The 25,205-nt window shown below is 38.9% G+C and carries 24 protein-coding genes and 1 tRNA gene; 7 read left to right on the top strand and 18 right to left on the bottom strand.

Going from position 1 to position 25,205, the window contains the following annotated elements; translation table 11 throughout:
• The first annotated feature begins 132 nt into the window (after nt 1-132).
• Genes P3L56_RS07770 through P3L56_RS07760 form a run of 3 tightly spaced genes read left to right on the top strand, consistent with a single transcriptional unit; the run spans nt 133 to nt 1,220 of the window.
• On the top strand, nt 133-339 hold the full coding sequence (locus P3L56_RS07770) for a type II toxin-antitoxin system CcdA family antitoxin (RefSeq protein ID WP_316927704.1): 207 nt from the start codon (nt 133-135) through the stop codon (nt 337-339).
• Complete coding sequence (locus P3L56_RS07765; protein ID WP_048606785.1) at nt 339-647, top strand: CcdB family protein; 309 nt, start codon at nt 339-341, stop codon at nt 645-647. Before P3L56_RS07770 ends, P3L56_RS07765 begins: the two co-directional genes overlap by 1 nt.
• Before the next feature lie 15 nt (nt 648-662).
• Complete coding sequence (locus P3L56_RS07760) at nt 663-1,220, top strand: hypothetical protein (protein ID WP_071547928.1); 558 nt, start codon at nt 663-665, stop codon at nt 1,218-1,220.
• Nucleotides 1,221-1,240: 20 nt separating this feature from the next.
• On the opposite strand, the gene P3L56_RS07755 is transcribed toward P3L56_RS07760, so the two are convergent.
• The 13 genes from P3L56_RS07755 to flhD all read right to left on the bottom strand — a co-directional run bounded on the left by P3L56_RS07755 (nt 1,241) and on the right by flhD (nt 13,911).
• Nucleotides 1,241-1,540 carry a helix-turn-helix transcriptional regulator gene (locus tag P3L56_RS07755; protein WP_042844276.1) on the bottom strand — a complete coding sequence of 100 codons (300 nt, stop codon included), beginning with the start codon at nt 1,538-1,540 and terminating at the stop codon, nt 1,241-1,243.
• A 216-nt stretch (nt 1,541-1,756) separates the two neighbouring features.
• Complete coding sequence (locus P3L56_RS07750; protein ID WP_042844277.1) at nt 1,757-2,395, bottom strand: protein phosphatase CheZ; 639 nt, start codon at nt 2,393-2,395, stop codon at nt 1,757-1,759.
• Nucleotides 2,396-2,419: 24 nt separating this feature from the next.
• Nucleotides 2,420-2,812 carry a chemotaxis response regulator CheY gene (cheY, locus tag P3L56_RS07745; protein ID WP_034782834.1) on the bottom strand — a complete coding sequence of 131 codons (393 nt, stop codon included), beginning with the start codon at nt 2,810-2,812 and terminating at the stop codon, nt 2,420-2,422.
• Between the two features lie 39 nt (nt 2,813-2,851).
• The gene (locus P3L56_RS07740) at nt 2,852-3,919 is read right to left on the bottom strand and encodes a chemotaxis response regulator protein-glutamate methylesterase (protein WP_042844278.1); all 1,068 of its coding nucleotides are present in this window, start codon (nt 3,917-3,919) and stop codon (nt 2,852-2,854) included.
• Nucleotides 3,919-4,755 carry a CheR family methyltransferase gene (locus P3L56_RS07735; RefSeq protein ID WP_042844279.1) on the bottom strand — a complete coding sequence of 279 codons (837 nt, stop codon included), beginning with the start codon at nt 4,753-4,755 and terminating at the stop codon, nt 3,919-3,921. The genes P3L56_RS07740 and P3L56_RS07735 overlap by 1 nt, the downstream gene beginning before the upstream one ends.
• Nucleotides 4,756-4,905: 150 nt before the next feature.
• Nucleotides 4,906-6,474: a methyl-accepting chemotaxis protein gene (locus P3L56_RS07730; RefSeq protein WP_272686208.1), complete on the bottom strand. Its 1,569-nt coding sequence runs from the start codon at nt 6,472-6,474 to the stop codon at nt 4,906-4,908.
• Nucleotides 6,475-6,590: 116 nt separating this feature from the next.
• A complete protein-coding gene (locus P3L56_RS07725) occupies nt 6,591-8,276 on the bottom strand; it encodes a methyl-accepting chemotaxis protein (RefSeq protein ID WP_131679911.1) in 1,686 nt (561 codons plus the stop codon).
• 104 nt (nt 8,277-8,380) lie between these two features.
• Nucleotides 8,381-8,878, bottom strand: coding sequence for a chemotaxis protein CheW (gene cheW / locus P3L56_RS07720; RefSeq protein WP_042844283.1), 498 nt, complete (start codon nt 8,876-8,878; stop codon nt 8,381-8,383).
• 16 nt (nt 8,879-8,894) lie between these two features.
• Nucleotides 8,895-10,961: a chemotaxis protein CheA gene (gene cheA, locus P3L56_RS07715; RefSeq protein WP_210831755.1), complete on the bottom strand. Its 2,067-nt coding sequence runs from the start codon at nt 10,959-10,961 to the stop codon at nt 8,895-8,897.
• A 103-nt stretch (nt 10,962-11,064) separates the two neighbouring features.
• On the bottom strand, nt 11,065-11,982 hold the full coding sequence (gene motB, locus P3L56_RS07710) for a flagellar motor protein MotB (RefSeq protein WP_042844285.1): 918 nt from the start codon (nt 11,980-11,982) through the stop codon (nt 11,065-11,067).
• A 7-nt stretch (nt 11,983-11,989) separates the two neighbouring features.
• On the bottom strand, nt 11,990-12,877 hold the full coding sequence (gene motA, locus P3L56_RS07705) for a flagellar motor stator protein MotA (RefSeq protein WP_042844286.1): 888 nt from the start codon (nt 12,875-12,877) through the stop codon (nt 11,990-11,992).
• A gap of 96 nt (nt 12,878-12,973) precedes the next feature.
• On the bottom strand, nt 12,974-13,564 hold the full coding sequence (flhC, locus tag P3L56_RS07700; RefSeq protein WP_042844287.1) for a flagellar transcriptional regulator FlhC: 591 nt from the start codon (nt 13,562-13,564) through the stop codon (nt 12,974-12,976).
• Nucleotides 13,561-13,911: a flagellar transcriptional regulator FlhD gene (gene flhD, locus P3L56_RS07695; protein WP_042844288.1), complete on the bottom strand. Its 351-nt coding sequence runs from the start codon at nt 13,909-13,911 to the stop codon at nt 13,561-13,563. Before flhD ends, flhC begins: the two co-directional genes overlap by 4 nt.
• Nucleotides 13,912-15,564: 1,653 nt before the next feature.
• Between flhD and P3L56_RS07690 the strand changes: the two genes are divergently transcribed.
• Complete coding sequence (locus P3L56_RS07690) at nt 15,565-15,993, top strand: antitoxin HicB (RefSeq protein ID WP_042844289.1); 429 nt, start codon at nt 15,565-15,567, stop codon at nt 15,991-15,993.
• Between the two features lie 138 nt (nt 15,994-16,131).
• Here P3L56_RS07690 and P3L56_RS07685 read toward each other — a convergent pair whose 3' ends face one another.
• Together P3L56_RS07685 and P3L56_RS07680 are read right to left on the bottom strand one after the other, a co-directional pair.
• On the bottom strand, nt 16,132-16,344 hold the full coding sequence (locus P3L56_RS07685) for an AAA family ATPase (RefSeq protein ID WP_129465768.1): 213 nt from the start codon (nt 16,342-16,344) through the stop codon (nt 16,132-16,134).
• Nucleotides 16,345-16,436: 92 nt separating this feature from the next.
• Entirely contained in the window at nt 16,437-16,793 is a 357-nt protein-coding gene (locus P3L56_RS07680; RefSeq protein WP_042844291.1) for a hypothetical protein, read from the bottom strand.
• Nucleotides 16,794-19,160: 2,367 nt separating this feature from the next.
• Here P3L56_RS07680 and P3L56_RS07675 point away from each other — a divergent pair.
• On the top strand, nt 19,161-19,847 hold the full coding sequence (locus P3L56_RS07675; protein ID WP_166685249.1) for an outer membrane protein: 687 nt from the start codon (nt 19,161-19,163) through the stop codon (nt 19,845-19,847).
• 271 nt (nt 19,848-20,118) lie between these two features.
• On the opposite strand, the gene P3L56_RS07670 is transcribed toward P3L56_RS07675, so the two are convergent.
• Nucleotides 20,119-20,616: a hypothetical protein gene (locus P3L56_RS07670; protein ID WP_166685248.1), complete on the bottom strand. Its 498-nt coding sequence runs from the start codon at nt 20,614-20,616 to the stop codon at nt 20,119-20,121.
• A gap of 135 nt (nt 20,617-20,751) precedes the next feature.
• Here P3L56_RS07670 and P3L56_RS07665 point away from each other — a divergent pair, with 135 nt between their 5' ends.
• The gene (locus P3L56_RS07665) at nt 20,752-21,765 is read left to right on the top strand and encodes a tyrosine-type recombinase/integrase (protein WP_272686209.1); all 1,014 of its coding nucleotides are present in this window, start codon (nt 20,752-20,754) and stop codon (nt 21,763-21,765) included.
• A gap of 14 nt (nt 21,766-21,779) precedes the next feature.
• On the opposite strand, the gene P3L56_RS07660 is transcribed toward P3L56_RS07665, so the two are convergent.
• A tRNA-Lys gene (locus P3L56_RS07660) sits at nt 21,780-21,855 on the bottom strand.
• Between the two features lie 254 nt (nt 21,856-22,109).
• Here P3L56_RS07660 and cycA point away from each other — a divergent pair.
• On the top strand, nt 22,110-23,510 hold the full coding sequence (cycA, locus tag P3L56_RS07655; protein WP_042847937.1) for a D-serine/D-alanine/glycine transporter: 1,401 nt from the start codon (nt 22,110-22,112) through the stop codon (nt 23,508-23,510).
• Between the two features lie 94 nt (nt 23,511-23,604).
• On the opposite strand, the gene putP is transcribed toward cycA, so the two are convergent.
• Nucleotides 23,605-25,089 (bottom strand): sodium/proline symporter PutP, encoded by a 1,485-nt coding sequence (gene putP, locus P3L56_RS07650; protein ID WP_042847939.1) that lies wholly within the window; start codon nt 25,087-25,089, stop codon nt 23,605-23,607.
• Between the last annotated feature and the right edge of the window lie 116 nt (nt 25,090-25,205).

The following is a 25,205-nucleotide window of genomic DNA, read 5'->3' as shown; positions in this document are numbered from 1 at the left end:
GGAAAATAGACACACTTCGAGGGGGTTATTTGCCCATTGAGCAATAAGCCAGCAATCTTGCGAATAGCTTCGCAAACATGAGCGCTCACTGAAGATAATCCTATATTTCGTATTAATAAAGAATAAAAAAACATCAGTATCACTGTAGCGCCTGAGCTCTGCGAACAAGCAAGGCGGGCTAAACTCAACTTATCTGCAATACTAACTTGTGCCTTACAAGCTGAATTAAAACGCCTAGAAGCACAAAAGTGGAAAAATGAAAATATCGAAGGTTTTAATCAATTAAATAGGAACAATGAAGAATACGGATTACTCTCAGATAAATACAAGGTTTTTTAATGCAATATTGCCTCTATCAAAATCGAGAAGATACAGTCAAACACCCATATTTACTGGACATTCAAAGTAATATTATTGATATATTGAATACTCTTTTAGTCATCCCGTTATTCGATAGCAGGCTAGTTAAAAAACCATTACCTACTTGCCTTAACCCCCAGTTATTTAGCAACGGGCAGGTGTTTGTTTTAATGACACACCAAATGGCTTGCGTCCCTCATTCATTATTAGGGAAAGAAATCGTTGACTTGAACTGCCAACAAAACACGATTAAACACGCAATTGACTTACTTATTGATGGCTTTTAACAATAAAAGGTTATTATGGATATTTGTCATCTTGTTGCCCCTGATGTTCCCTTAGAAGATGCCCCTAAGCATGCGCAGCACATACTTAATTGGCTAAAGCAACAAGGCATTATTGACCCACATTTTCAACATATTGAATATGGTGAAGTCATTTATCGCCCAACGCCCGCCTATAAAGAGCCGATTCTCTATGTTGTCAATGATGAGATAGTACCGACTCAATTACCTGAAGAGACATTAAAAAACTATTTAACCATCGTCACCGAACGCACCGTATTCCACGCAGGGGGAAATGGTCTTGGTATTTATTGCCCACAATGCGCCAAAGAACAAAGTGAACATAGTAACGCATGGGGCGATACCGTTTCCGATTGGTACGAAGGGAGACCTGAAATTCTTGGGTGTTTTAATTGCAACTTCAATGCCCCACTTTCCGGTTGGAATTTTGACCCACAATGGGCTTTTGGAAATTTAGGTTTTAGCTTCCATAATTGGGACATACAAGACTGCTTTATCGACCAACTAGAACAGGTGCTCGGCAGCAAAATCATCACGGTATATCAGCATGATTAATATTCGCTGTACCTTTCAACTTATTTGACCGTGACGCTCAGTGAAAGGCGCATGCCTAATGCATCTGCATACTTTAGTAATGTGCCAAGCTTAGGGTCAAACTGCCCTTTTTCTAAACGTGAAATATTTTGCTTTTGCGTTTTCATTTTTTCAGCGATTTGGACTTGGGTTAAATTATTGGCAATGCGGGCTAATTTAAGCTGGTTAATCATCTCTTTGCGTATTTCTAATTCTATATAAGGTGATTCAATATCAGTCTCATTATGTTGTTCTGTTTCAGTGTCCCTGACTATAGTAGAGATTAAATCGTTATTTATCATTACAATACCCCCTATACTCTAAATAACTCAAGTTAGCGCTAGCCAATAAATGAACTCGTCGATAAAGCCTCTATCAACAAAGTGACTAAGGTGAATGAATGTAGTCAACAGCGCAGCCGCTTGCAGCCTGATGAAGATATAATTCAACTAAATTGAAGCTACTCTAGCAGGATGACTATTAGGGTAGCTCCATAAACAAAGGCTTAAAATGTTCGGTTAGAAACCGAGTTCATCAAGAAGATCATCAACCTGTGACTGTGATGCCATTACGTTCACACCTTCTTTATTAATTTGAGGCCCATTGAGCAAACCTTCATTTTGCGTTTTGACGCGCATTTCTGGTGGCGTATTCTCCATCAACAAAGCCAGTAATTGTTTTTCCGCTTCTTCAACAACTTCCATCATTTTTTTGATGACTTGCCCTGTTAAATCTTGGAAATCTTGCGCCATCATAATTTCAAGTAGTTCAGCTTTAGTCGTTTCGCTGTCTTGGATCACTTGGCTTAAAAATGCCTCTGTTGATTGTCGCAATTGAGCCGGGACAGCATCATTTTCCGCTTCTTGCCATTGCTGTTGTAACGCTTGTGCGTTTTTATTCATATCAACTTGTAATGGCTTGATAACATCAATGCCATTTAACGTTTTTTCTGCTGCTTGCGCAGTCATTTGGGCAATATAACGTAACCTATCTTTACCATCAGGAATGCTGGCAACCGCCTGTTGAACACTTTTTTCAAGACCAAGCTCTCGCATGCTCTCTCTTAGCGTTCTCATTAAGGTACCAATCCGCGTAATGACTTGTTTTAAATCATCATTACCATTGCGATTGCTCCCGATACCACACTGTTCTGTCATGACAATCTCCTTTGGTATACGCGTTTATTGCAGACCCATTTTTTCAAAAACTTTATTTAATTTTTCTTCCAAGATAGCTGCGGTAAACGGCTTAACCACATAACCACTTGCTCCTGCTTGTGCGGCTGCAATAATATTTTCCTTTTTGGCTTCTGCGGTGACCATTAGAACTGGAATATGTTTCAGGGCATCATCACCACGGATAGTTTTAAGCAGTTCTAAACCATCCATATTTGGCATATTCCAATCTGCAACAACAAAATCGATATTGCCTGTGCGGATCTTCTCTAATGCATCAACGCCGTCTTCTGCTTCTTCTATTTTATTAAACCCGAGCTCTTTTAATAAGTTACGGACGATACGACGCATTGTAGAAAAATCATCGACAACCAAAAAACTGAGATCTTTAGCGGCCATAACCACTCCTTCAAAAAACAATTGTGAATTTCTGCATCGTTAAACCGACACAGAAGAAAGTCTTGCTAAAACGCTAGGGGCAATTTTAAGAATATCTTGCACCTCATCCGCCGCATCCATTTCTATCGCAGCACGCGGCATACCAAATACAACGCAACTACTTTCGTTTTGCGCATAAGTGATAGCCCCCTGCTGGCGTAAATTAAGTAGCCCTTTTGCCCCATCCATTCCCATTCCTGTCAGCAAAATGCCAATACATTTTCGGCCAACACACTGGGCAACAGAATCAAATAACACATCAACAGATGGGCGATGGCGGTTAACCGGCTCACTCTGTTGCAAAATGACTTGAAAACCTTTGCCTTTATCTGCAATTAGCATATGTGAGTCGCCAGGAGCAATGTACGCATGGCCTTTTTGCAGCAATTCGTTGTGCTCCGCTTCTTTGACTGTCAACACGCAAAGTTTATTTAGTCTTTCAGCAAACGAGCGAGTAAACCCTGCGGGCATATGCTGGGTGATCACTACGGGCGGGCACTCTTTAGGGAGCATTTCAAGAAATTGACGTATCGCCTCTGTCCCCCCAGTCGATGCACCAACCGCAATGACTCGGCTATTACAAACATATGGAGACAAAGCTTTAGCCTGTGAAATCGGCTCTGTAACTTTTTTCTCTGCACGCGTAAAACGACTGCGCTGTGTAATTTTTGACATCGCCGCTGCACGAATTTTTTCACCAATCACATCGCGATAACTGATCATCGTTTCACGGATACCAATTTGCGGTTTGGTGACAAAATCTACCGCGCCTAATTCCAGTGCTTTTAACGTCACTTCGGAACCTTTAGAGGTTAATGTCGAAACCATGACGACGGGCATTGGGTGTAAACGCATTAATTTTTCTAAGAAATCAATACCATCCATACGTGGCATTTCAACGTCTAACGTAATGACATCAGGCTCATGTTGTTTAATTAAGTCACGTGCAACATAAGGATCTGGTGCGGTATCCACCACTACCATGTCTTCATGACTATTAATAATTTCGCGCATTAATTGACGCATCAGTGCTGAGTCATCCACACATAGCACTTTAATTTTTTTCATTACCCCCTCCTCGCAGCTTGCAAGCTGTAGACGGTTTGCCCTTTAATCACAAAACTTTGCGATAACTGAGATAAATTTTCTGAATGTCCAATAAATAACAAACCATCTGGCTTAAGCAATGGAACAAAACGCTCTAGCATTTTCATTTGCATTTCTTTATCAAAATAAATCATGACATTACGGCAAAAAATAGCGTCAAAACGATGCTGTAATTGCCAGTCATGGTCGCTAAGATTTAAGTAACGAAATTCAATCATTTGCCGTAATGCGGGTTTCACTCGGGCATAGCCATCAAACTCACCAACACCTTTCATAAAATAGCGCTGTCGCTGTAATGCACTTAGGTTCTTCAACTCTTCAATGCGGTATACACCCTGCTTAGCTCTTTCCAAGACTTCAGTGTCAATATCACTAGCAATCACTTTGGCATTAACAGCATTAGGCCCCAGAACATCACTCAGTGTCATGGCGATAGAGTAGGGTTCCTCACCAGTCGAAGAAGCTGCACACCAAACATTAATAGGGCTGTTTTTCCGTGTACGGATAAACTCCGCCAGCGTCACAAAATGATGCGGTTCGCGGAAAAAGGCCGTTAAATTGGTGGTTAAAGCATTTACAAAAGCTTGCCACTCTGGATGCTGAGGTTCACGCTCTAACATCCGCAAATAATCCGAAAAATTGCCGATATTACAATCCCTTAACCTCTTTAATAGCCGGTTATAGACCATATTTTTTTTATTCATGGTAAGGACAATGCCTGATTTTTTATGAATAAATCGACAAACCCGACTAAACTCGTCATCAGTCAGTGGTTCCACCTGTGGTACAAAAAGCATCGTACTTGTCGTCCTATTCAATAAAAACCCAGAAGCAGCCGGATATTCAGGCTGCTCTTGATGGCGGAGGAAATGAAAATTGTGTTTCACTTCCTCAGCCGAAAACCAATAAATTGATTCACTTAAAACTGTAAATTAAAACTCATCTACTCAACGTCGAATTCGCTGAGTCCCATTTTCGGGGAGTTCAAAGAACGCAACGGTATCAACTAAGTTGTTAGCCTGATCTTCTAAGGCGGCAGTAGCACTAGTAGATTGTTCCACTAAAGCTGCGTTTTGCTGGGTGACAAGATCCATTTGGCTTACAGCGGTAGCTACTTGCTCAATACCCCGACTTTGTTCATTTGAGGCTGAAGCAATATTTCCCATCAATTCAGTAACTTGGTTAACAGCTGCAACCAACTCACTCATTGTGGTACCCGCTTCATTCACTAATTGAGAGCCTTGGCTTACACGGCCCACGGACTCATCAATAAGAGTTTTAATTTCTTTGGCGGCTTCGGCACTGCGCTGGGCTAAGGCCCTAACCTCCCCTGCAACAACAGAGAAACCTCGCCCTTGTTCACCCGCTCGCGCAGCTTCAACAGCAGCATTTAGCGCTAAGATGTTAGTTTGGAAGGCAATACCATCAATCACACTAATAATGGCACTGATTTTTTGAGAGCTGTTTGCAATCGACGTCATGGTATCGATGACATCTTCTGTAATTTCGCCCCCTTTCGTTGCCGTCTTAGAAGCACTCACCGCCAATTCACTCGCCTGACGCGCGTTGTCTGCGTTTTGCTTAACCGTTGCTGTCAGCTCTTCCATACTAGCCGCCGTTTCTTCCAAAGATGCGGCTTGCTGCTCAGTACGTGAGGATAAGTTATTATTGCCTAAAGCAATTTCGTGGATACCCGTATACATTTGGTCGGTATTTGAACGCAGCGCTGTCACTGATGTGACTAAAGACTCTTGCATTTGCTTTAACTTGCCAAAAACCTCGCCAATTTCATCACCCGTTTTCACTTCGATAGTTTGGTTTAATTTCCCATCTGCGACTAATGCAAAGTGTTCTCCCATACTTTTAAGAGGAGTGATTACCTTGCGTTTCATCCAATAGTGGGCAAATGCGATGACTACTATGATGATCACGATAACAGAGATAAATGAGCTCCAAGCGAAGGTGTTGTACATCCTTGCCGCAGATAAAGACTCTTCATTCTCGATTTTCAGTAAATCGAGGTAATCGCGAATCCCTGCTTCAAGTTGTTCTTGGTTTTCTTGAGCGGGTAAGGCAATGTAAGCTGGAACATCTTTATTATCTAAATGCGCTTTTAACGCTTTTAATGTGATAACAAAAGCTTGGTACCTTTCATCCAGCGCCGCGAGGTTCTCTTCTTCACTAAGGATTGGCTGGTTTTTAAATTCGGTGTAATCTTTAGCCGCTTCCGCTAGTAAATTATCGAATGTCACCTGTGTTTCTTCTATCAGAGGCTCATGCCCCCCAACTTTATTCAGTAATGCAATTTGCGTCAGGCTGTTACGTGCCTGCATTAAGTGTTTATTCGTTTCTTCTAATAGTGCACGCTTATTTGACCCTAAATCGATGCGTTCCAATGAATTTAATTCACTAACAACTATTCCAACAGAAACCCCGCTAGACACGATCTGCATCCCACAAAATAAAATGAGAAGTAGATATAAACTCACTGAAATCCGGATATTTTTACCAAACATTGAAATCCCCACTTGTGCCAGCTAAGAGAACTGATCGCCTAATACATTGCCTTGTTTTCTAATGCACAGAAACGCTGCAAAACCGAAGCTTTGCAGCGTAAAACTGAGCTTAATCGTTAGAAAGTTTCCCAATTGTCATCATCTTTATGTTCCTTCGATGATATTTTTGTTAAATCCGGCGTCTTAACGATATTCGAAACCGTTCTTTCTGCCGGTTTAATATTACGTATTTCACTTTGTTTTAATGGTGGTAAGCGGAAGATAGAAATCAATTGCGACAGTTTCGCGACTTGTTCTTCCAATACATTGGCAGCAACTGCCGATTGCTCAACTAAAGACGCGTTTTGCTGTGTGACTTTATCCATTTCGGCTACGGCGATGCTGACTTGGGCAATCCCTTTGCTTTGCTCATCGGAAGCCGTTGCAATATGAGTCATAATGTCTGTCACACGGGTAACCGATTCGACAATTTTAGTCATTGTCTCACCTGCGTCTTCGGCTTGGCGTGCCCCGGTATCCGTTCTTGATACTGAATCTTCAATAAGCGTTTTAATTTCTTTTGCCGCATCCGCACTACGCTGAGCTAAGTTACGCACTTCATCGGCAACGACTGCAAACCCGCGCCCATGCTCACCCGCTCGTGCAGCTTCTACTGCTGCATTCAATGCTAAGATATTGGTTTGGAAGGCAATGCTGTCAATGACGGCGGTAATATCAGAAATTTTTTGCGAGCTATCCGCAATGTTCAACATGGTACTCACCACATTGGAAACAACCTTACCGCCCTCTTTCGCAATAACCGATGCTTGGCTAGCAAATTCACTGGCTTGATGTGCATACTCAGTGTTTTGTTTCACCGTTGCCGTCAGCTCACTCATACTGGCAGAAGTCTCTTCCAAGCAAGCTACTTGTTGCTCTGTTCGTGCAGATAAATCATTATTACCCGCAGCAATCTCAGTAGTACCTTGGTAAATAGTTTCGCTACCATCCAATACGCCACGCACCGTATTAATCAACTCCTGCTGCATGTGCTGGACACCATTCGCCAACTCACCAATTTCATTGTTCGCCGTTGTGGTTATATTTGGCGTCAAATCCCCTGAAGCAAAGACTTGAATTCGTTGATTTAATAAACTGAGAGGTTCAATAATTCCCTTACGAACATAGCGATAACTGAAGAATCCAATAAAGGCTAACGCAATCGATAACGTCATCAACATATATAATGACTGGCGATAATTATTGTCTGCATTTACGACTTCGGCTTGAAAGTCAGAGGAGATATCAGCAAAATATGCGTTAAATTGCTCTTCAAATTTCACTTGATGCCCTGAGGTTCTATGGGCATAAAAGCCTTCTAAATCACCTTTTTCAGCATATTCACCTAGCTTAATTAGTGCATTTCGATAGGTTTCATAAGTGCTAAAAAGCTGTTCAAATTTGGCTTTATCATAATCCGAACTTTGCATTAGCTTCTTATAACGGTCATAAGCACCATCCGCCGCTTTGAAGTTATTTTTCGCAGCCTTAATCAGCTCTTCATTGGTGGCATCGTCTTGAATTTTGCGCCCTTCTAATAAATAAGCGTTAATTGACCGATTTAAATTAGCTCGAGCTTGTAATAAATTAACCCAACTTTCTGTTAAGACTTGCCTTTGGCGTTGTAATGAATTCAAGTAATTTATACTGTCGCTGTTATCGCCCAGTTTGGTAAACATCAAACCACTGGATACCAGCTGCAGTAAAATAAAGATAAAAATGACGGACAAAAGTCCTGATACGATTTTAATTCGACTGTACATGACGTTTTACTAACATAATTTTGTTGTATTTTGGATATCGGTCATCAAGCCAAAAACTTTAGCCAATGACTTATTATTATTTGCACAAATAGTTAGGCTGAGAATTACTCAGCCATGCTGTCAATTAGTGCCATTTCATCGCTTGTTAGTAACTTTTCAATATCGACTAATATCAACATACGGTCATTAACTGTCCCAAGACCTGTTAAATATTGTGTCGATAAGGTCACAGCAAAATCAGGTGGCGGTGCGATTTGTTCTTCATTTAATACCAGCACATCAGAAACACCATCCACAACAATTCCAACGACTCGGTCTTTTAAATTCACCACAATGACAACGGTATTATCGTTATACACCACGTTTTCATGGGAGAATTTCACGCGTAAATCAATAATAGGGATAATCACACCACGTAAATTGGTCACGCCCTTAATAAAATCTGGTGTATTCGCGATACGAGTAACCTGCTCATAGCCACGAATTTCCTGCACTTTTAAAATTTCAATGCCGTACTCTTCTTCACCTAAAGTGAAAATAAGATAGCCTTCGCCGTTCTTTTCTTCTTCGTGTTTATTTAAATCATCATCTAACATAGACATGGTGTATGGCCTCTATTTAGTGCACGACAGGTTGAGAAACCTGTTGTTTCTTTTTAATCAAAATGCTGTTATTCATTCTTTGCAGCTCGGCCACATCTAAAATCAATGCAACAGAGCCATCGCCCATAATTGTTGCTGCAGAAATACCTGGGATCTTGCGATAATTACTTTCAATATTTTTCACCACCACTTGTTGTTGTCCTACTAGCTTGTCAACTAATAAGGCAAAGCGATGACCTGCATTTTGGATAATCAACACAATGCTGTTATCTAAATGGCGTTCAGCCCCGTCAATTGAAAAAACATTATGTAATTCAACGAGTGGTAAGTATTCTCCACGCACAAGCAACATTTTTTCTTCACCCGCTAAACGGTAAATATCTTCCTGACGTGGTTGTAATGTGCTGATGATGGCGCTTAACGGCACGATAAATACGTCTTCCGCAACTTTTACGGACATACCATCGAGAATAGCCAAAGTTAAGGGGAGTAAAATACGGATGATTGTCCCTTTACCTTCGGTGAAACCTATCTGAATACGCCCTCCCATGTCTTGAATGTTCCGCTTAACAACATCCATTCCAACACCCCGACCAGAGACATCCGTCACGACCTCAGCAGTTGAAAAACCGGGTGCCATAATCAGCATGGCTACTTCATCATTGCTCATCCCGTCATGCACATTCATGCCTTGAGACTTGGCTTTTGCCAAAATGCGTTCACGGTTTAACCCCGCACCATCATCACGAACTTCAATGCAAATATTGCCGCTCTGATGTGCCGCAGCCAACGTCAATGTGCCAGCTTCTGGTTTACCATTGGCTAACCGAACTTCTGGTTTTTCAATTCCGTGATCAAGACTATTGCGTACCAAATGATTTAGCGGGTCAACAATCCGCTCTATTAAGCTTTTATCTAGCTCCGTGGAGCTACCTTCCACTTTGAGTTCGATTTTTTTGCCTAATTTCGATGCAATATCGCGTACCATGCGAGGAAAACGGCTAAAGACATAATCCATTGGCATCATGCGAATAGACATAACAGATTCTTGTAATGCCCGTGAATTCCGCTCTAATTGCACAATCGAACTTAATAAATCGCTGTATTCGTTTTGGTCTACTTGCTGGCTATGTTGCGTCAACATAGATTGGATAATGACTAGCTCGCCAACTAAGTTAATCAGTTGGTCAACTTTTTCGACTGCAACACGAATACTGCTAGAGTCCCCTTTGGGTTTAGCTACAGCAGGTTTTTTCGATGTATTCGTTGTTACAGCAGTAGCCGGTGATGTGGCTACTGGCTTAGTTTCTTCCTTCGGCTCAACAACGTTGGCGTTGGCTTGGTTGTCAGGTTCACTAGCAGTGATTTTTTCAGGAGCAACAGCCTGGCAGTCGCTAAAAGAGACCGTTTGATGAGTAATTTGTGACTCGTCAACCACAAAACATAATACGCCACAAATATCATCAATATCTGTATTAGTTCCAAGCCAAGCCTGTAGGCTATCAGCGGTTTTTTCAGTGTGGTACAGATTGCCAAATAAACTTAATTCATCGGCAAGTAAATCAACTTCACTTTCTTTTAGTTGATTTAATGTGATCATAAAATAGTGTGAAAACTCGCCTTGTGACGTGGCCGTTTCAGCAATCTCAGTTTCAACTAATTGTTCCGTTTGCGGTTGTGCTGGCTCAGTGACCTCCTCAGCATGGTTTTCAACCCGGCTAAGGACCTCGCAAATCCGCTTAAATGTTTCCTCATCAGGTAAAGAATCATTTTTATACGCATCTAACTGTGACGCCATTACATCTTTTGCATCAAGAAATACGTCAATGATGTCAGGTGTGAGCGTTAACTCATCATGACGCGCTTTATCCAGCAAGTTTTCCAATGTATGAGTGGTGTTTTGCAACTGAGTGAAACCAAAGGTTGCAGCTCCTCCTTTTATTGAATGGGCACTGCGGAAAATGGCATTTAGCTGTTCGCTGTCCGGGTCAAAAGGATCAAGCTCAAGTAAATGTTGTTCCATATCCCTGAGCAACTCATCGGCTTCATCGAAAAATGTTTGATAAAACTCGGTAATATCCATGGTTTTTATCCAGTTTCGCTTAGGTTTCACTTAACGCTGTCTGCCGGAATGACCGGCAGACAACTAAACAAGTCATGTAATAAATTCAAATTACTATGATTTATCACGGTATTTTTACCGCAGATATTTCATCCACAATGGGGTCAGACGATATTTTTTGCGGTTTATTCAGCACATCGTTGATGGGTTTTGCCCCACTGTATTCACGTAATATTTGTTTTGCATCTTCATCATTTAACACGATAATGCTTATCCGGCGGTTAATAGGTGCAAGTCCATCTTCGGTATCTAAATGGATTGCAGATGCCATTCCTACAACTCGTAGTACCTTGTTTTCATCCATCCCTCCACGAATTAACTCACGACGAGAAGCGTTTGCTCGGTCAGATGACAGCTCCCAGTTACTATAATTTGCCCCATTAGCATAAGGTAAATCATCCGTATGACCGGAAATGCTGATACGGTTTGGGACATCATTCAGAAGCGGTGCAATCGCACGTAGGATATCGCGCATATAAGGCTCAACAGTGGCAGACCCCACTTTAAACATGGGTCGATTTTCACTATCAACAATTTGGATACGTAAACCATCATTAATCATATCAATGAGCAAATGTGGTTTTAATTCGTTCAAACGAGGGTCTTTTAAAATGGCTTGTTCAAGTGACTTTTTTAATTTTTCAAAGCGATAATTTGCGTCACCGTCAATAATATTGTTTGGTTCTGGCATCACATCCCCTTCGCGGAAAATAGGGTCTTTACCACCACCGGGAATTGGGTTTGTAGCATCCCCACTTTTTTTACCTGGGTTAATTGCGGTACTTAATGGGGTGCGAAAATACTCAGCAATCTGAGTCAGTTCCTGAGGACTTGAAATTGAGATCAGCCACATCACGAGAAAGAACGCCATCATTGCAGTCATAAAATCGGCATAAGCAATTTTCCATGAACCGCCATGACCACTTTGCCGATGTGAATTACGCTTTTTAACTCGGATAATATGAGGAGTATTGGCTGCCATCCTAATGCTACTCCTCAGTCGTTTCTTGTGTGCGAGCGCCTACTTTCACCTCACGAACTCTATCCTCAAGTTCAACAAAGGAAGGTCTATCTACGCTAAAGAGTACTTTACGACCAAACTCAACGGCGATTTGGGGCGCATAACCTTGTAATGCTGAAAGAAAGGTCACCTTAATGCACTCCATCATTTTCAGTTGTTCGCTACTACGCTGCCTAATCAGTGCTGCTAATGGCAGAATAAATCCGTAAGCGACTAAAATACCTAAAAATGTCCCAACCATTGCATGGGCAATTAAAGCGCCTAACTCTCCCGCAGGACGGTCGGCCGAGCCAAGCGCATTCACCACGCCTAAAACTGCAGCAACAATCCCGAATGCAGGCATCGAGTCTCCAACCATGTTTAAACCTGAAGCTGGGACTTCATTTTCTTGACGAAAGGTTTCTAATTCTTCATCCATTAACGCCTCAATTTCATGGCTTTGTAAGTTACTACTTACCATCAGACGCAAATAATCCACCACAAACATCATGGTTGTTTCATCTTTTAAAATACGAGGGTATTGGGAAAAAATTTCACTTTCTTGCGGGTTCTCAATATCTTTCTCAAGGGCAAGTAACCCTTGTTGACGTGATTTATTGAGTAATTGAAATAACAACGCCATTAAATCCATCGACATGGTTTTGTTATAAGAAGAACGGCGAAAGAGTTTTGGTAATACTTTGCACAAAGCGATGATAGATTTGCCACTGTTACCAACAACAAACGCACCTAAACCTGCGCCTAAAATAATGACAAATTCAGCTGGTTGATATAACGCACCTAAATGGCCACCGACCATTATATATCCGCCAATAACCGCTACTGTAACAATGAGATACCCGATGAGTATTAACACAATATTCCCTTTCACTCCGTTGGTTAACAGATGGCAGTCAAAGGGAATTTTGGAAATGACAGGCAAAAAGCTTTGCCTGTTGACCAATCAATCCAATTACATTACCGCTTTAGTAATGCCATCCTGTCGATATACCGTAATATCGGCTAGATGCTCGGAAAGTTTACGTTTTTTTATTGCTCTTGATGGCGGCTGGCATAAACTGCAAGTGAAACTGTTTTCAGGGATATGTGCATAAGTAATAAATGACCCATGGCAACAACTGCATTGTGAACTTTGCAACATGCCACTTTCAACAAAACGGACAAGCGTCCAAGCACGCGTTAAAGCTAACAAAGGTTCCTGATCAGGCTCTGGAATACATTGCTCAAGGTATAACCGATACGCTTTTAATATGGCATCAACCCCTTTGCATTGGCCACTTTTGAGTAAAAATTGATAAGCATTATAAAACATGGATGAATGAATATTTTGCTCCCATGTCATAAACCAATCTGTAGAAAAAGGTAGCATTCCTTTTGGTGGAGGGCAGCCTCTTAGCTCTTTGTACAAACGAACTAATCGGCCACGACTGATTTGAGTTTCGCTTTCTAACATTTGAAGACGAGCCCCTAAAGAGATTAACTCCATTGCTAAGCGAATATCATTCGCTTCTTTAACAATACTTTTCTCAGCTGCGGTACTCATCTTTTTCTCGCTATTTCATTGTCGCCTTCATTATGCGTTTGCAATAATCGGGTCGAAAGTAAGATACCTGTATGAATTTGTTGCAATTCATCCACCCTTGAATCACGGGTTAGCTTTTCTATCGTATCGCTATTCTCAAATCTAAACTGACAGATTAGCTGGTTTGTTTCTGCTAATTTGACTAATTGAGGAAGCGTGAGTTCTGCTAAAGTAGTTGCCATTGCATCAGAGATACCTAAACGGAACATCGCAGAGGCTTTCTCTTGAGAGATGAGTTTTTGGGCTAATAGCAAATATGAGAGGTTAATATCGTATATATGCTTCAGAAAATCTGTCGTCGAGCTCATTTTTTTTCCTTTACGAATATTTATCAACATCTGTGTGCAAAAAGAACAAATATGAATTTGAAAGTATTGTGTGTAGCCAAATTATTAAATATAAAAAGTAATTAAATTGGGTATATGTATTCCATTACTTTCCCATGTTGTCCATTGGTGAATACCCAGTTTGGAGTATAAAAACACAAAGTTTCAAACTTAAATTAAATACATTTCCTGAATACCTACAACAATAAAGAATGACTAGAAAGTTAGCATTTTCGGTAAAAGTCAGAATTTGCCGATGTCATTATTAGTCGTCAATTATTATGCACCACTAAATTAACTATTCAAGGTACTTATGTTTCTTTTTGTACCATTGGGGCGATTACCCATTAATTCATTAAATAATCTTTATTATTTCTTTATCTTCTTTCATCTTATCCCAAATATCTACAACATTTTGAATTAATCTAAGGTAAATGACAGGATTTTAATCAATCTGTTCACTCTCCTTATGCGATAACTAAGCAATAAAAACCAATCACAACATCAAAACCAACATATTGATCCAAATCAAAGTTTGGTATTGAGAAACTGAATTGTTGAAATTACATTTAAGTCAATATCGGTATAAGAGGAATAAAATTTAGTCATTAATTTTCAATACGTTTAATTGAAAAACGAACCATCATTCAAAATTATTCAATCGTATATAGATAAAAAATAATTATATTGTCATACATATTATCGTCACCTCACACAAATTTCATTAGAATCATTAAACATTGTCTATTATATAGTCACATCATAATATTAATAAAATTAATTAACTTTGTGAGTATTGCATATAATTAATCATTCATTTAACTTAAAATTCATTGTTATATATTTTTGCTTATTTTATATTTTCAGTAATCATCTTGTTATTACTTCATTAAAGTCTATTTTTGTATTAATTCAATTTTATTTTTCTATTTAAATAGTCGAATATTTATTTTTTTTAATAAAATGATCAACCTACGATAACTAATCTCTTTTATCATCTTGAGAAAAAATAGAGGTTTCAATTAAGAACATTCTGTTCAGGATATGTTTTTTGTATCATTTTAATATACTCAAAATATGATCAAAATAATTGCCGATAAACACATTTTTACTGGTAACAATACTTATTTTTTTAAATGGCCCCCAACTGTACACTGCCCACCTAATAACTATATGTTATTATTTACAAAGATTACTATATACTTTTATTTTAACAAATGGTGCTGACTAAAAACCAAATCTAAGTAAACCCCGTAATTCAATAACAACAACAATAAAAATAAATTAATTTTATTTAAAATAATTCAGTTAAAATAATGCTTATAAAAGATACAAATTTTGCTGCATTTTAAGCTTAAAAATATTGTTAAGTTTGTGACTTAATTCACATATATTTCTTGTCTTTCTTAATAGTTTCCGAATAAAACTATTCCGCTATTGATGCATTTGTGTTAAGGCGACCATATAAAAAATTATCGGCCTTCCCATCAGGTTTTTAGCTAGTCTGTTTTTCCTTGGCCTACCTTATAATGGTTAGAGATAAGCATACAAACTCGGAAGTCATGTGTTATCGCTTGTTTTACCCTCAAGCAAATGCAACACTTCCTCCCTCATTAAAAAAGCAAAAGGAAAGGTATGTTTACTTATCAAGCAACAGTCGAGTTTGTCGAGGAAGAAGGAGCATATGAAATCAGTTTTGCTGATTTTCCTGATCTTCAAGGTGTGAGCTATTGTAGAGAAGATGTTGAATTAGAAGCCCAAGAAATATTATTAGCCACTTTTGCAGAGTATATTGAAGGGAAAAAACGAATACCTACGCCAACTCAACCAACTGAGAATGCATTCACTGTCTACCTACCAATAACTTGCTGCCTAAAAATTGCCTTACATAATGCGATGCTAGATTCAAAAATTCAACGACTCGATATCGCCCGTAGGTTAAATATCAATGCGCAGCAGATAGAACGCTTACTCGATATCCATTATGCTTCTAAGCTCGATATTTTAGAGCAAGCTTTGTATTTATTAGGTTATGAAGCCTCAGTCACCGTCACCCCAAGGTAGTATTGAGACCATTCATATTGGCGTATTGAAATATAATTTTATGGTTTAACTGGTGGTTTTCACCACCAGAAAATCACTTATTTTAGTGATAAAAGAAAGGTTTATAACATACAGTTTTAAAAAACACTTAACAAAAAGTTAGTACCTATCAAAAACACCATAATCTGGTTTTTCACCTCTCATCACTGCTCTTTGTTGTTCATGTACAGCTTCTCTATCTATTCTTTTTTGTTCAGATGTGCGCTGATCTTTATGTGGCTTTGGCCATGTTGATTTATTCGCTTCAAAACTAGGATTAAATGTACACCCAGCAATCAAAAAAGAACAAAAAAGTGAAGAAATAAGTTTCATTAAGTCTATTTACCTAAGCGCGTATTAGAAGAAGCAAAACTTATCAGAATTAGAATATCACAACAAGCTTGAAAGGTAGGTGTAGCCTGTTATTAAGGCACTATAGGTAGTTGGGTAATAACTAGTTGGGTTTCACTTTGCTTATGGCACTCCACCCTATCCCCATCTTTATATATAAAATAATAACGCTTATTGTCACCTAGGGTTTTAATCAAAGAATCACCGTTTAAAAAATCGTAGATATTATATCTTGCATCTTCCTTGCGATACCGGATAGTCGGTCGCGATACAAAAAACTCGCTTCCCCATTTCAAAGTGGTAATTAAATAATTCGTATGTAGCACTGTCATTATTCCACGATCAGGGCAATCCAGTTGATAGGTTTTCATCGCATAAGTAGGTAAACTCATACTGTACAGTAATACAAAAATAGTGATTACCTTTGCCATTTTTACTCCGTAGGTTAGCTTATTGCTCGCATTTCAAGTTAAGCTAACTAGGTTCCTATCTACGTTGTTACAACACAAACATAAAAAACTGATATTCAATACAAGAAAAATGCGTAAAGATGAACTGTTTAAAGAACCATTCATTGTTAATACTATCGAGCCACTATCAGGGTTAGTTGTGTTAACAAACTCAATTCCTGTTGTCCCTATTTCAGGAAAATAATCCAAGGATTTCATCTGTCCCCATCTGGTCAGAGATATCGAATAGTGTGATCATTCCCACGAAGCTCTGTTCCCGTATACAGGTATGCTGTTGAAGTTGCAACAGGCGGCATAACCTCATCTATGTAACCTCTCGCTCCAATCGGGACCTTAAGCTCTAAGGCATAACTTTGCATAGCAACAGCAAATAATACTGCAATAGAGAGTATTCTTTTTGTCATATCATTATTTCTTCTAGTTAATGCATTATATGAAATGCTACATTTTAATTAATTAACTCAATATAAGTGTAATCACGATACAAACAAAGAAAACAGAGGCACTATTTTGTTACTAATTACCAAATCACAACCTAATAGAGTAAATATGATAATTCAGAAATATTCATGCGACCATTCACTTCACATCGAAACTTATCCTATTAATTAATAATACTTTTTTAATATTACTGTATTTTTTGACATTTCAAATACAGGAGTGAATGTAATCAACAATCCATACTTTCTATCTCAATAATTGGATTACACATACACAATAAATTACATATATAAACAAACTGAAAGCAAACCACTTTCTGCATCTAAAAGCATTAAAACGACAAAGCCCATCCTGTATGTTGAACAATATGCCCAACTTTTTGAGATACAGTTCAAGTTAAATCAGTTATTCCCATACAAGGATGAAGCTGAAACTCGAAATTTTCATGAAGAACCTTCTTAGGGGTTATTTTAGAAGGCTCAACGAAATTGGCTTTAGAAAATTGGGTCAATGAGCGCAGGGTAATGCAATGAAATCAGCCAAAAGACGGAGTAGATTAACTGGTTAGTAATGTAATTGGCGGTTATTTCCACCATATCCATTGCAGTCTGTTCTAACTACTCCTGTTGGCAACATAACCCATGCGTGCTGCTCATAGTATCCTTTAGGTGGAGAGTATCTGTTTATAATAGATTGGTAGGTTCTGTATGGCTTCGATAACATTTTGTATGATGTGTTCTCTCCAAAGGTTGTATGTCTTTAATGGTTTTTAACCTACTATATTTCTTAATTTATTTGACAATTTGCAATATAATCTCTCCCTATGAAAGTAATAAATCTACTCATGCCAAAAACAGAATCACTCGCTATGCTGCTTTTTAGCACATGGCTTCCGGCTATTATTGTTCCTGACTTACTAATTCTTGCCTTAATCAATAGCCATGCGTCAGAATACCTAACGGTTCCATTCATTTTCATACTCTCGTTATGCCTTTCTATTGTTAGGTTTGCTTTTTGTATGTCTGTAATCTTTCGTATTTTTTTGATGATAAAAGTAAGAATGACATTTTGGAGGGTTTCGGCGTTAATTCTAGTTGTTACTGAGCTACTTTATTTTATAATTTCGAATATCATCACTTACTGTTGACTCTCATGTTCCATGCTTACTCTGCCTCTTCAACATCTGTATAGCCAAATTTATTTGATGTACATATAGAGTTAGAGCAGAGAATTAAACACCTGTACTTTTAGTTAATAGATAGCCGTACACAGCTCTTGTGTTAATTGATAACGAGGGTAATTGATTCTGTGGCGGCGTATACGAAAAAAGGCCGCACGGCCGCACTAGGCGACCTTTTGAATGTAAACTGGTAAGGATTACTTACAGGTTGCATTGTCGCTATGGTGGTCCCCATAACGTAACACAAACCAGAATTGCCTTGATTGCTCATATATAACAATGAAAACCCTACTCGCTTAAATGCCATTACGTGCAAGATAGGAGGAGCTGGCAAATAGAGTTGTCATTGCCTAGATAGCAACAAAAAACCCGCCATTACTGACGGGTTGATAAAGTTAATACTTTTACTGCTAAAACTGTACACGATTTAAATGTAGTTAATAAATTGTACTTTACAAGGTGACTACAGTTGTTTTTTACAATAAAAAACCGCAATGCGAGGTCTTGAATTGGTTTAAAGCGACTAGGTATAGAATGTTCACTATTAGAAAATAATAATCTATCTTTATTTAAAGTAAATAATCAAAATAACACCCATACTATCTTGTTTAAATAAGTTGAACATATCATTCAAATAACCCTTCTTTACTAATATCCACAACCTGCAATAATCCCACCCCCACATAGTAAACATTTGAAATTATCACATGGAAAAATTACTCTCATTGTTAGTAATTGCTGTACTTGGAAGTTCAGCTGGAAATGCTTTAGCCTCTACGAATGACGAAGGCTACTACGGTGCCGCACGACTTTCTAAAGTATGGCAAAAAGCAGATAATATGGATACCAGTAGTAGACCGGGCATTGGTCAATTCGTCACGGGTGATGATAAAGATGATTTTTATAATGGTTCTTTAGCTGCGGGTTATCAATTTGGTAATGGCTGGCGTACTGAAGGTGAATATACTTTTAACAAAAAAGCAGAATATACAAGTGGATCAACGATATTTTCGACCAGCTTTAATCACCATAAAACAGAGTCCCAACGATTAATGTTAAATGCTTATCGTGATTATGAAATTTATCAGGGCATTTCCATTTATGGAACCGTTGGTGTTGGTATCGCAAAAGTAAAATCATCTGGGTGGCAAGGGAATGTTACACGTCAATATGCGAGTAATACAGATACAAACATAGCATATTCACTCGGCGCTGGAGTCAGCTACGAACCTATCAACAAACTTAATTTCGACTTAGGCTACCGTTATGTGGACCTTGGTAAAATTGAAAGTGGAATGAACCGTTTTACTAATGCTCGAGGCTTACAAGACGAGCAAATGAAAGCACACCTTAAATCCCAAGAGCTTGTATTTGGTGTAAGGTATTTATTCTAATCCTTTTATAGAACTATCTCATTGGTATTGTCTAAAATATAGCTAACGGAAGTTAGCTATATTTGGTTATAGCAGCAAAACTTATATACGTTGGTTTTATTCTAGCCCTAAATTATTCTTAATTAGTTAATTTTTTAAAATTCTCTCTCAGCAAGAAACGACAAGTCCTATTTCTATATAACAAAAAACCCCGCAATGCGCAGCCTTGAAATCAGTTGTTCGGAATAACCAAATAGAGGAATTAATAATAAAAATCAGATGATGATTAAGTTCATCGTTCCCACTGCCATTCCCAAGACTTACTATCTACACCTATGGAGCCTAAACCCTGAAATCTTTCCCTATTTCGGTCGATATTTATCTGCTTCATTCTACTCTCGATATTTTTCTTTTCATCGCTAGATAGATCGCTATAAATATACATACCCTCAAGCGAGCTATACTCACTATCTAAAGATTGGATTTTTCGTTTAGATGCTTCAGATTGCTCTTTTTCCTTCTTTCGCCTGTCATTCTCTTGCTTATCTCTTTCATATCTAAGATAACCCAATGAAGAGGCATATAAACCATCACTTTCACTTCTCGCAGCGGACCTGTTTTGTTGTTGCTCTAATTCAATCTCAAATTTTGTTTTGCTGTGCCCCATTGAGTAGGTACTTATGGCTTTACTGGAAGACTCTTTGATTTTTTTGGGGGCATTTTTTACTTCTATTGAGGGGGTGGAGCATCCAAGTAAAAATAAGTAAGGTAATGCTATTATTGCTTTCATATAGTCACTATAAGTTATCATCGGTATTAAATATTACTCCAAAAGACACTTTTAGCGCTCAAAAAAACCATAATCGTTTTACTTGTATTTAACAAAATCCAATCGTTAGACTTTGAAAGTAAAAAAAACACCGAAGTGAACTGCACACCAGACAAGAAGCTAGCTTTAGAACTGCACGACAAACTTAAAGCAGATGCTTGGAAGGTTGATAGGCTTGGGGAAGACCCTGAATATACATTTGATGAGGCTTGCTTGCGCTGGCTTAAAGATAAACAGCATAAGCGAACACTCAGAAATGATAAGTGCAAAATGCGATTCTGGCTTATTCACTTTAAAGGTAGAAAACTAAGCTCTATCACTAATAATGAATGCCAAGACTTGATAGCTAAGATGAAAAACAGGGGGTCACAAAAAGGATTTCCATCACAGTCATCAAAGTATTCACACTTGGCATTTATTCGCTCACTGCTGAGAATCGCTGCTAATGAGTGGGGATGGCTAAAAAGCGCTCCATATATTAAGGCTATACCACCAAGGCAAATTAGGGTTAAGTGGCTGACTCGAGAACAGGCTACAGCGTTAATTGATAATGCCGTCGATTACCTAAAGCCAGTTATTACCTTTGCATTAGCTACTGGTCTGCGAAGGGGGAATATACTTGGCCTTGAATGGAGTCAGGTTGATTTAGTGAGAAAAGTAGCTTGGATTAACCCTGAGCAATCCAAAAACTATCGTGCTATAGGTGTTTCGCTCAATGACACTGCCTGTCAGATTATTCGGGATCAGATAGGCAGACATACTAAATATGTTTTTGTCAGAGAAAGTAAGCAAAATGGCGTTATTGATTTAGTGCCAATGACGGTTAACGCAAACAAGGCATTTAATTCTGCCATGAAAAAAGCTGGTATTGAAGGGTTTCATTTTCATGATTTGCGTCATACTTGGGCAAGCTGGCTAATTCAAGCCGGTGTACCGTTATCAGCATTGCAAGAAATGGGCGGCTGGGAAAGTATAGAAATGGTTCTTCGCTATGCTCATTTGGCACCCGACCATTTAGCTGAACACGCCAAACAAATTGATGCTGTTTTCAATGGCTGCGTCCCAAATACGTCCCATGTAGTCAGTATAAGTTCTGCGGCACGCTCATAACTCATTGAAAATATTGGTGGGTTGTGGGGGGCTCGAACCCCCGACCTAATGATTAAGAGTCACCTACTCTACCAACTGAGCTAACAACCCAATACGAAATATTTAACGCCCATCAATTGATACAGTCAATACTATTCTGCTATTTTTATTTCCTAAGTTAAATTTTAGTTGCGAATGTTAAATTTAGGATAATTATAGTTCGAATAAACATCACTCCGGTTCCAGTAAGGTAACTTTTCCTTACTCTAATTGAGATTTATGTCACAATATTTCATGCAAACATAACCACAAAATAAAAAAAGACTGTGGCTAACAATAACAAACCACTACGGACACTTTACAGTATGGAAGAAAATCCAACATCAACACCGAAGCAGCATAATGCTGACCGTAATCAATTAAAACGTAGCCTTAGTAACCGCCATATACAACTTATTGCAATTGGCGGCGCAATTGGAACCGGCCTATTTATGGGGTCAGGTAAAACTATCTCACTTGCTGGCCCGTCAATCATATTCGTATATATGATAATTGGTTTTGTGCTGTTTTTCGTTATGCGAGCGATGGGAGAGCTGCTGCTATCCAACCTTGATTATAAATCTTTTAGTGATTTTTCAACTGACTTAATTGGCCCATGGGCTGGCTTTTTTGTAGGTTGGACCTACTGGTTCTGCTGGGTTATCACAGGAATAGCGGATATTATTGCCATAACCTCCTATGTTAGTTTTTGGGCTCCGGAATTTCCAGAATGGGTAACCTCGTTTATCTGTGTGATCAGCCTACTCACCTTAAACCTTGTTTCAGTCAGGCTATTTGGTGAATTAGAGTTTTGGTTTGCAATGATAAAAATTGTTGCCATTGTTGCCTTAATTGCCGTAGGTGGGACGTTGATCGCCATGAACTTCCAGTCACCAACTGGACATATCGCATCCTTAAATAATATTTGGAATGATGGCGGTATGTTCCCGATGGGAATAAGCGGTTTTTTTGCTGGCTTCCAAATTGCTATTTTTGCTTTCGTTGGGATTGAATTAGTAGGAACGGCAGCAGCAGAAACTCGAGATCCCGAAAAATCATTACCAAAAGCCATTAATGCAATCCCAATCCGAATTATTGCATTTTATGTTTTGTCCTTGATTGTTATTATGGCAGTAACGCCATGGAGAACTATCTTGGCTGATAAAAGCCCATTTGTAGAAATGTTTGTCCTTATCAGCCTCCCTGCTGCTGCAAGCATTGTCAATTTTGTGGTGTTAACTTCTGCGGCTTCATCAGCCAACAGTGGTGTATTTTCCACCAGTCGAATGTTATTTGGGCTGTCTAAAGAAGGGGATGCCCCAAAACAATTCAGCCAATTATCAAAAAAAGCTGTACCTGCAACAGGCCTAATATTTACTTGCATCTGTCTGAGCTTCGGCATCATTCTGATCTATTTTATTCCTGATATCATGCATGCATTTACATTGGTTACCACTGTGTCTGCTATCCTATTTATGTTTATTTGGAGTATGATCTTATATAGCTATTTGAATTTCCGTAAGAAACGACCAGAGATGCATAAATCTTCACGTTATAAAATGCCTGCGGGTATTGTTATGTCATGGTTAAGCTTAGCCTTTTTCGCCTTTATGGTGGTGTTACTGGCATTCCAACACGATACAAGACAGGCTTTAATTGCAACACCAGTCTGGTTTATCGTTTTGGCTATTGGTTACCAAATAGCTAAACGTAGGAAAGTTAATTAACCTTTGCCCATTAATTACTAGGCTGTTGATTTGATAAACAAAAAAGCCGAGCAATTGAAATTGCTCGGCTTTTTATCTTATCGGTACACCTCAATTAATGAGATTTATATTCCGCTTCCGCTTCATCAAACCGTGCTTGTGCTGCCGCACTAGGCCCTTTAGTTACCATACTGACAACAATAATTGCTATTGTTGCAAACACAAAGCCTGGGATGATTTCATATAAATCGAACCATTTATATTTCATCCAAACTAATACGGTTACAGCACCCACCAACATACCTGCCAATGCGCCTGTACGAGTCATCCGCTTCCACATCACAGAGATTAATACTACTGGCCCAAATGCTGCACCAAATCCTGCCCATGCATTACTTACTAGCGCTAAAACTTTATTATTTGGGTCACGAGCAATATAAATAGCGATGGCTGCAACAACTAACACCATACCACGCCCGACCCAAACCAACTCTTTTTGGCTCGCTTTCTTCCGGAAAAATGGTTTATATAAATCTTCCGTTAACGCACTTGCACATACCAACAATTGGCAACTTAATGTGCTCATTACTGCCGCTAATATTGCAGATAACAAGATACCCGCTATCCATGGGTTAAACAGTATTCCGGTTAACTCCATGAAAATACGTTCACTATTATTCGACACTGAACCCGCTAAGCTTGGATTGTTTTCAAAATAAGCAATACCAAAGAAACCTACTGCAATAGTTCCCACTAAACATAAAACCATCCATGTCATACTAATACGACGTGCAGAACGAATAGTGCGATGGGAATCTGCAGCCATAAAACGCGCTAAAATGTGAGGCTGGCCAAAATAGCCTAACCCCCAGCCTAATAACGATAGGATGGCAACAAAGTTCATTCCTTTAAACATATCTAGGTATTCAGGGTTTTTCGCTTTTATAACTTCAATTGAAGTATCAATTCCACCTAATGAAAGGATCACCACGATAGGCGTCAGAATCAAAGCAAAAATCATTAATGACGCTTGAACGGTATCTGTCCAACTAACCGCCAAAAAACCCCCTAAAAAGGTATAAGCGATTGTCGCTAATGCACCTAACCACATGGCTTTTTCGTAGCTCATATTGAATGTGCTCTCAAACAGTAAACCGCCAGCAACAACGCCTGATGCACAGTAGATAGTAAAGAAAACTAAAATAACCACAGCGGAGATAATACGTAAAATTTTACTATTATCCTCAAAGCGGCTAGTGAAATAATCGGGTAAAGTTAAGGCATTGTTATTCTTTTCTGTTTGTACGCGTAAACGCCCAGCAACAAATAGCCAATTAAGGTAAGCCCCTAGGCTTAAACCAATTGCTATCCAGCTTTCAGAGATACCCGCCAAGAAAATAGCACCAGGTAACCCCATCAGCAACCAACCACTCATATCGGAAGCACCTGCAGATAATGCGGTGACAACACTCCCTAAGCTTCGGCCACCAAGAATATAATCATCAAAGTTTTTGGTCGAGCGATAGGCCAAGTAGCCGATTAATAACATGCCAGTAATGTATACGATGAACATAATGATCATCGGAGTGCTTACAGTCATCCGTTTTCTCCATTGAGTATTTTTAAAAATTGTTAGTTATCTTTATATAATTGCCTTTGATAACTTGTCACTTCATGGTGTTGCACTTTATTGCACTTTTTCATTTATCTCTATGA

The sequence above is a fragment of the Providencia sp. PROV024 genome, assembly GCF_032709665.1.
GTDB lineage: Bacteria > Pseudomonadota > Gammaproteobacteria > Enterobacterales > Enterobacteriaceae > Providencia > Providencia huashanensis.
The sequence above is the reverse complement of the archived record's forward strand: the minus strand, read 5'-3'. Positions and strand labels throughout refer to the sequence as shown.

What these genes read in the sequence shown, in the direction of transcription:
- P3L56_RS07740 (WP_042844278.1), bottom strand. Translation starts at nt 3,919, where the DNA reads ATGAAAAAAATTAAAGTGCTATGTGTGGATGACTCAGCACTGATGCGT.
- putP (WP_042847939.1), bottom strand. Translation starts at nt 25,089, where the DNA reads ATGACTGTAAGCACTCCGATGATCATTATGTTCATCGTATACATTACT.
- flhC (WP_042844287.1), bottom strand. Translation starts at nt 13,564, where the DNA reads ATGAGTACCGCAGCTGAGAAAAGTATTGTTAAAGAAGCGAATGATATT.
- P3L56_RS07750 (WP_042844277.1), bottom strand. Translation starts at nt 2,395, where the DNA reads ATGACAGAACAGTGTGGTATCGGGAGCAATCGCAATGGTAATGATGAT.
- cheA (WP_210831755.1), bottom strand. Translation starts at nt 10,961, where the DNA reads ATGGATATTACCGAGTTTTATCAAACATTTTTCGATGAAGCCGATGAG.
- motB (WP_042844285.1), bottom strand. Translation starts at nt 11,982, where the DNA reads ATGGCAGCCAATACTCCTCATATTATCCGAGTTAAAAAGCGTAATTCA.
- P3L56_RS07735 (WP_042844279.1), bottom strand. Translation starts at nt 4,755, where the DNA reads ATGCTTTTTGTACCACAGGTGGAACCACTGACTGATGACGAGTTTAGT.
- P3L56_RS07685 (WP_129465768.1), bottom strand. Translation starts at nt 16,344, where the DNA reads ATGAAACTTATTTCTTCACTTTTTTGTTCTTTTTTGATTGCTGGGTGT.
- cycA (WP_042847937.1), top strand. Translation starts at nt 22,110, where the DNA reads ATGGAAGAAAATCCAACATCAACACCGAAGCAGCATAATGCTGACCGT.
- P3L56_RS07755 (WP_042844276.1), bottom strand. Translation starts at nt 1,540, where the DNA reads ATGATAAATAACGATTTAATCTCTACTATAGTCAGGGACACTGAAACA.
- P3L56_RS07680 (WP_042844291.1), bottom strand. Translation starts at nt 16,793, where the DNA reads ATGGCAAAGGTAATCACTATTTTTGTATTACTGTACAGTATGAGTTTA.
- flhD (WP_042844288.1), bottom strand. Translation starts at nt 13,911, where the DNA reads ATGAGCTCGACGACAGATTTTCTGAAGCATATATACGATATTAACCTC.
- P3L56_RS07765 (WP_048606785.1), top strand. Translation starts at nt 339, where the DNA reads ATGCAATATTGCCTCTATCAAAATCGAGAAGATACAGTCAAACACCCA.
- P3L56_RS07670 (WP_166685248.1), bottom strand. Translation starts at nt 20,616, where the DNA reads ATGAAAGCAATAATAGCATTACCTTACTTATTTTTACTTGGATGCTCC.
- P3L56_RS07725 (WP_131679911.1), bottom strand. Translation starts at nt 8,276, where the DNA reads ATGTACAGTCGAATTAAAATCGTATCAGGACTTTTGTCCGTCATTTTT.
- P3L56_RS07690 (WP_042844289.1), top strand. Translation starts at nt 15,565, where the DNA reads ATGTTTACTTATCAAGCAACAGTCGAGTTTGTCGAGGAAGAAGGAGCA.
- cheY (WP_034782834.1), bottom strand. Translation starts at nt 2,812, where the DNA reads ATGGCCGCTAAAGATCTCAGTTTTTTGGTTGTCGATGATTTTTCTACA.
- P3L56_RS07760 (WP_071547928.1), top strand. Translation starts at nt 663, where the DNA reads ATGGATATTTGTCATCTTGTTGCCCCTGATGTTCCCTTAGAAGATGCC.
- P3L56_RS07675 (WP_166685249.1), top strand. Translation starts at nt 19,161, where the DNA reads ATGGAAAAATTACTCTCATTGTTAGTAATTGCTGTACTTGGAAGTTCA.
- cheW (WP_042844283.1), bottom strand. Translation starts at nt 8,878, where the DNA reads ATGTCTATGTTAGATGATGATTTAAATAAACACGAAGAAGAAAAGAAC.
- P3L56_RS07730 (WP_272686208.1), bottom strand. Translation starts at nt 6,474, where the DNA reads ATGTTTGGTAAAAATATCCGGATTTCAGTGAGTTTATATCTACTTCTC.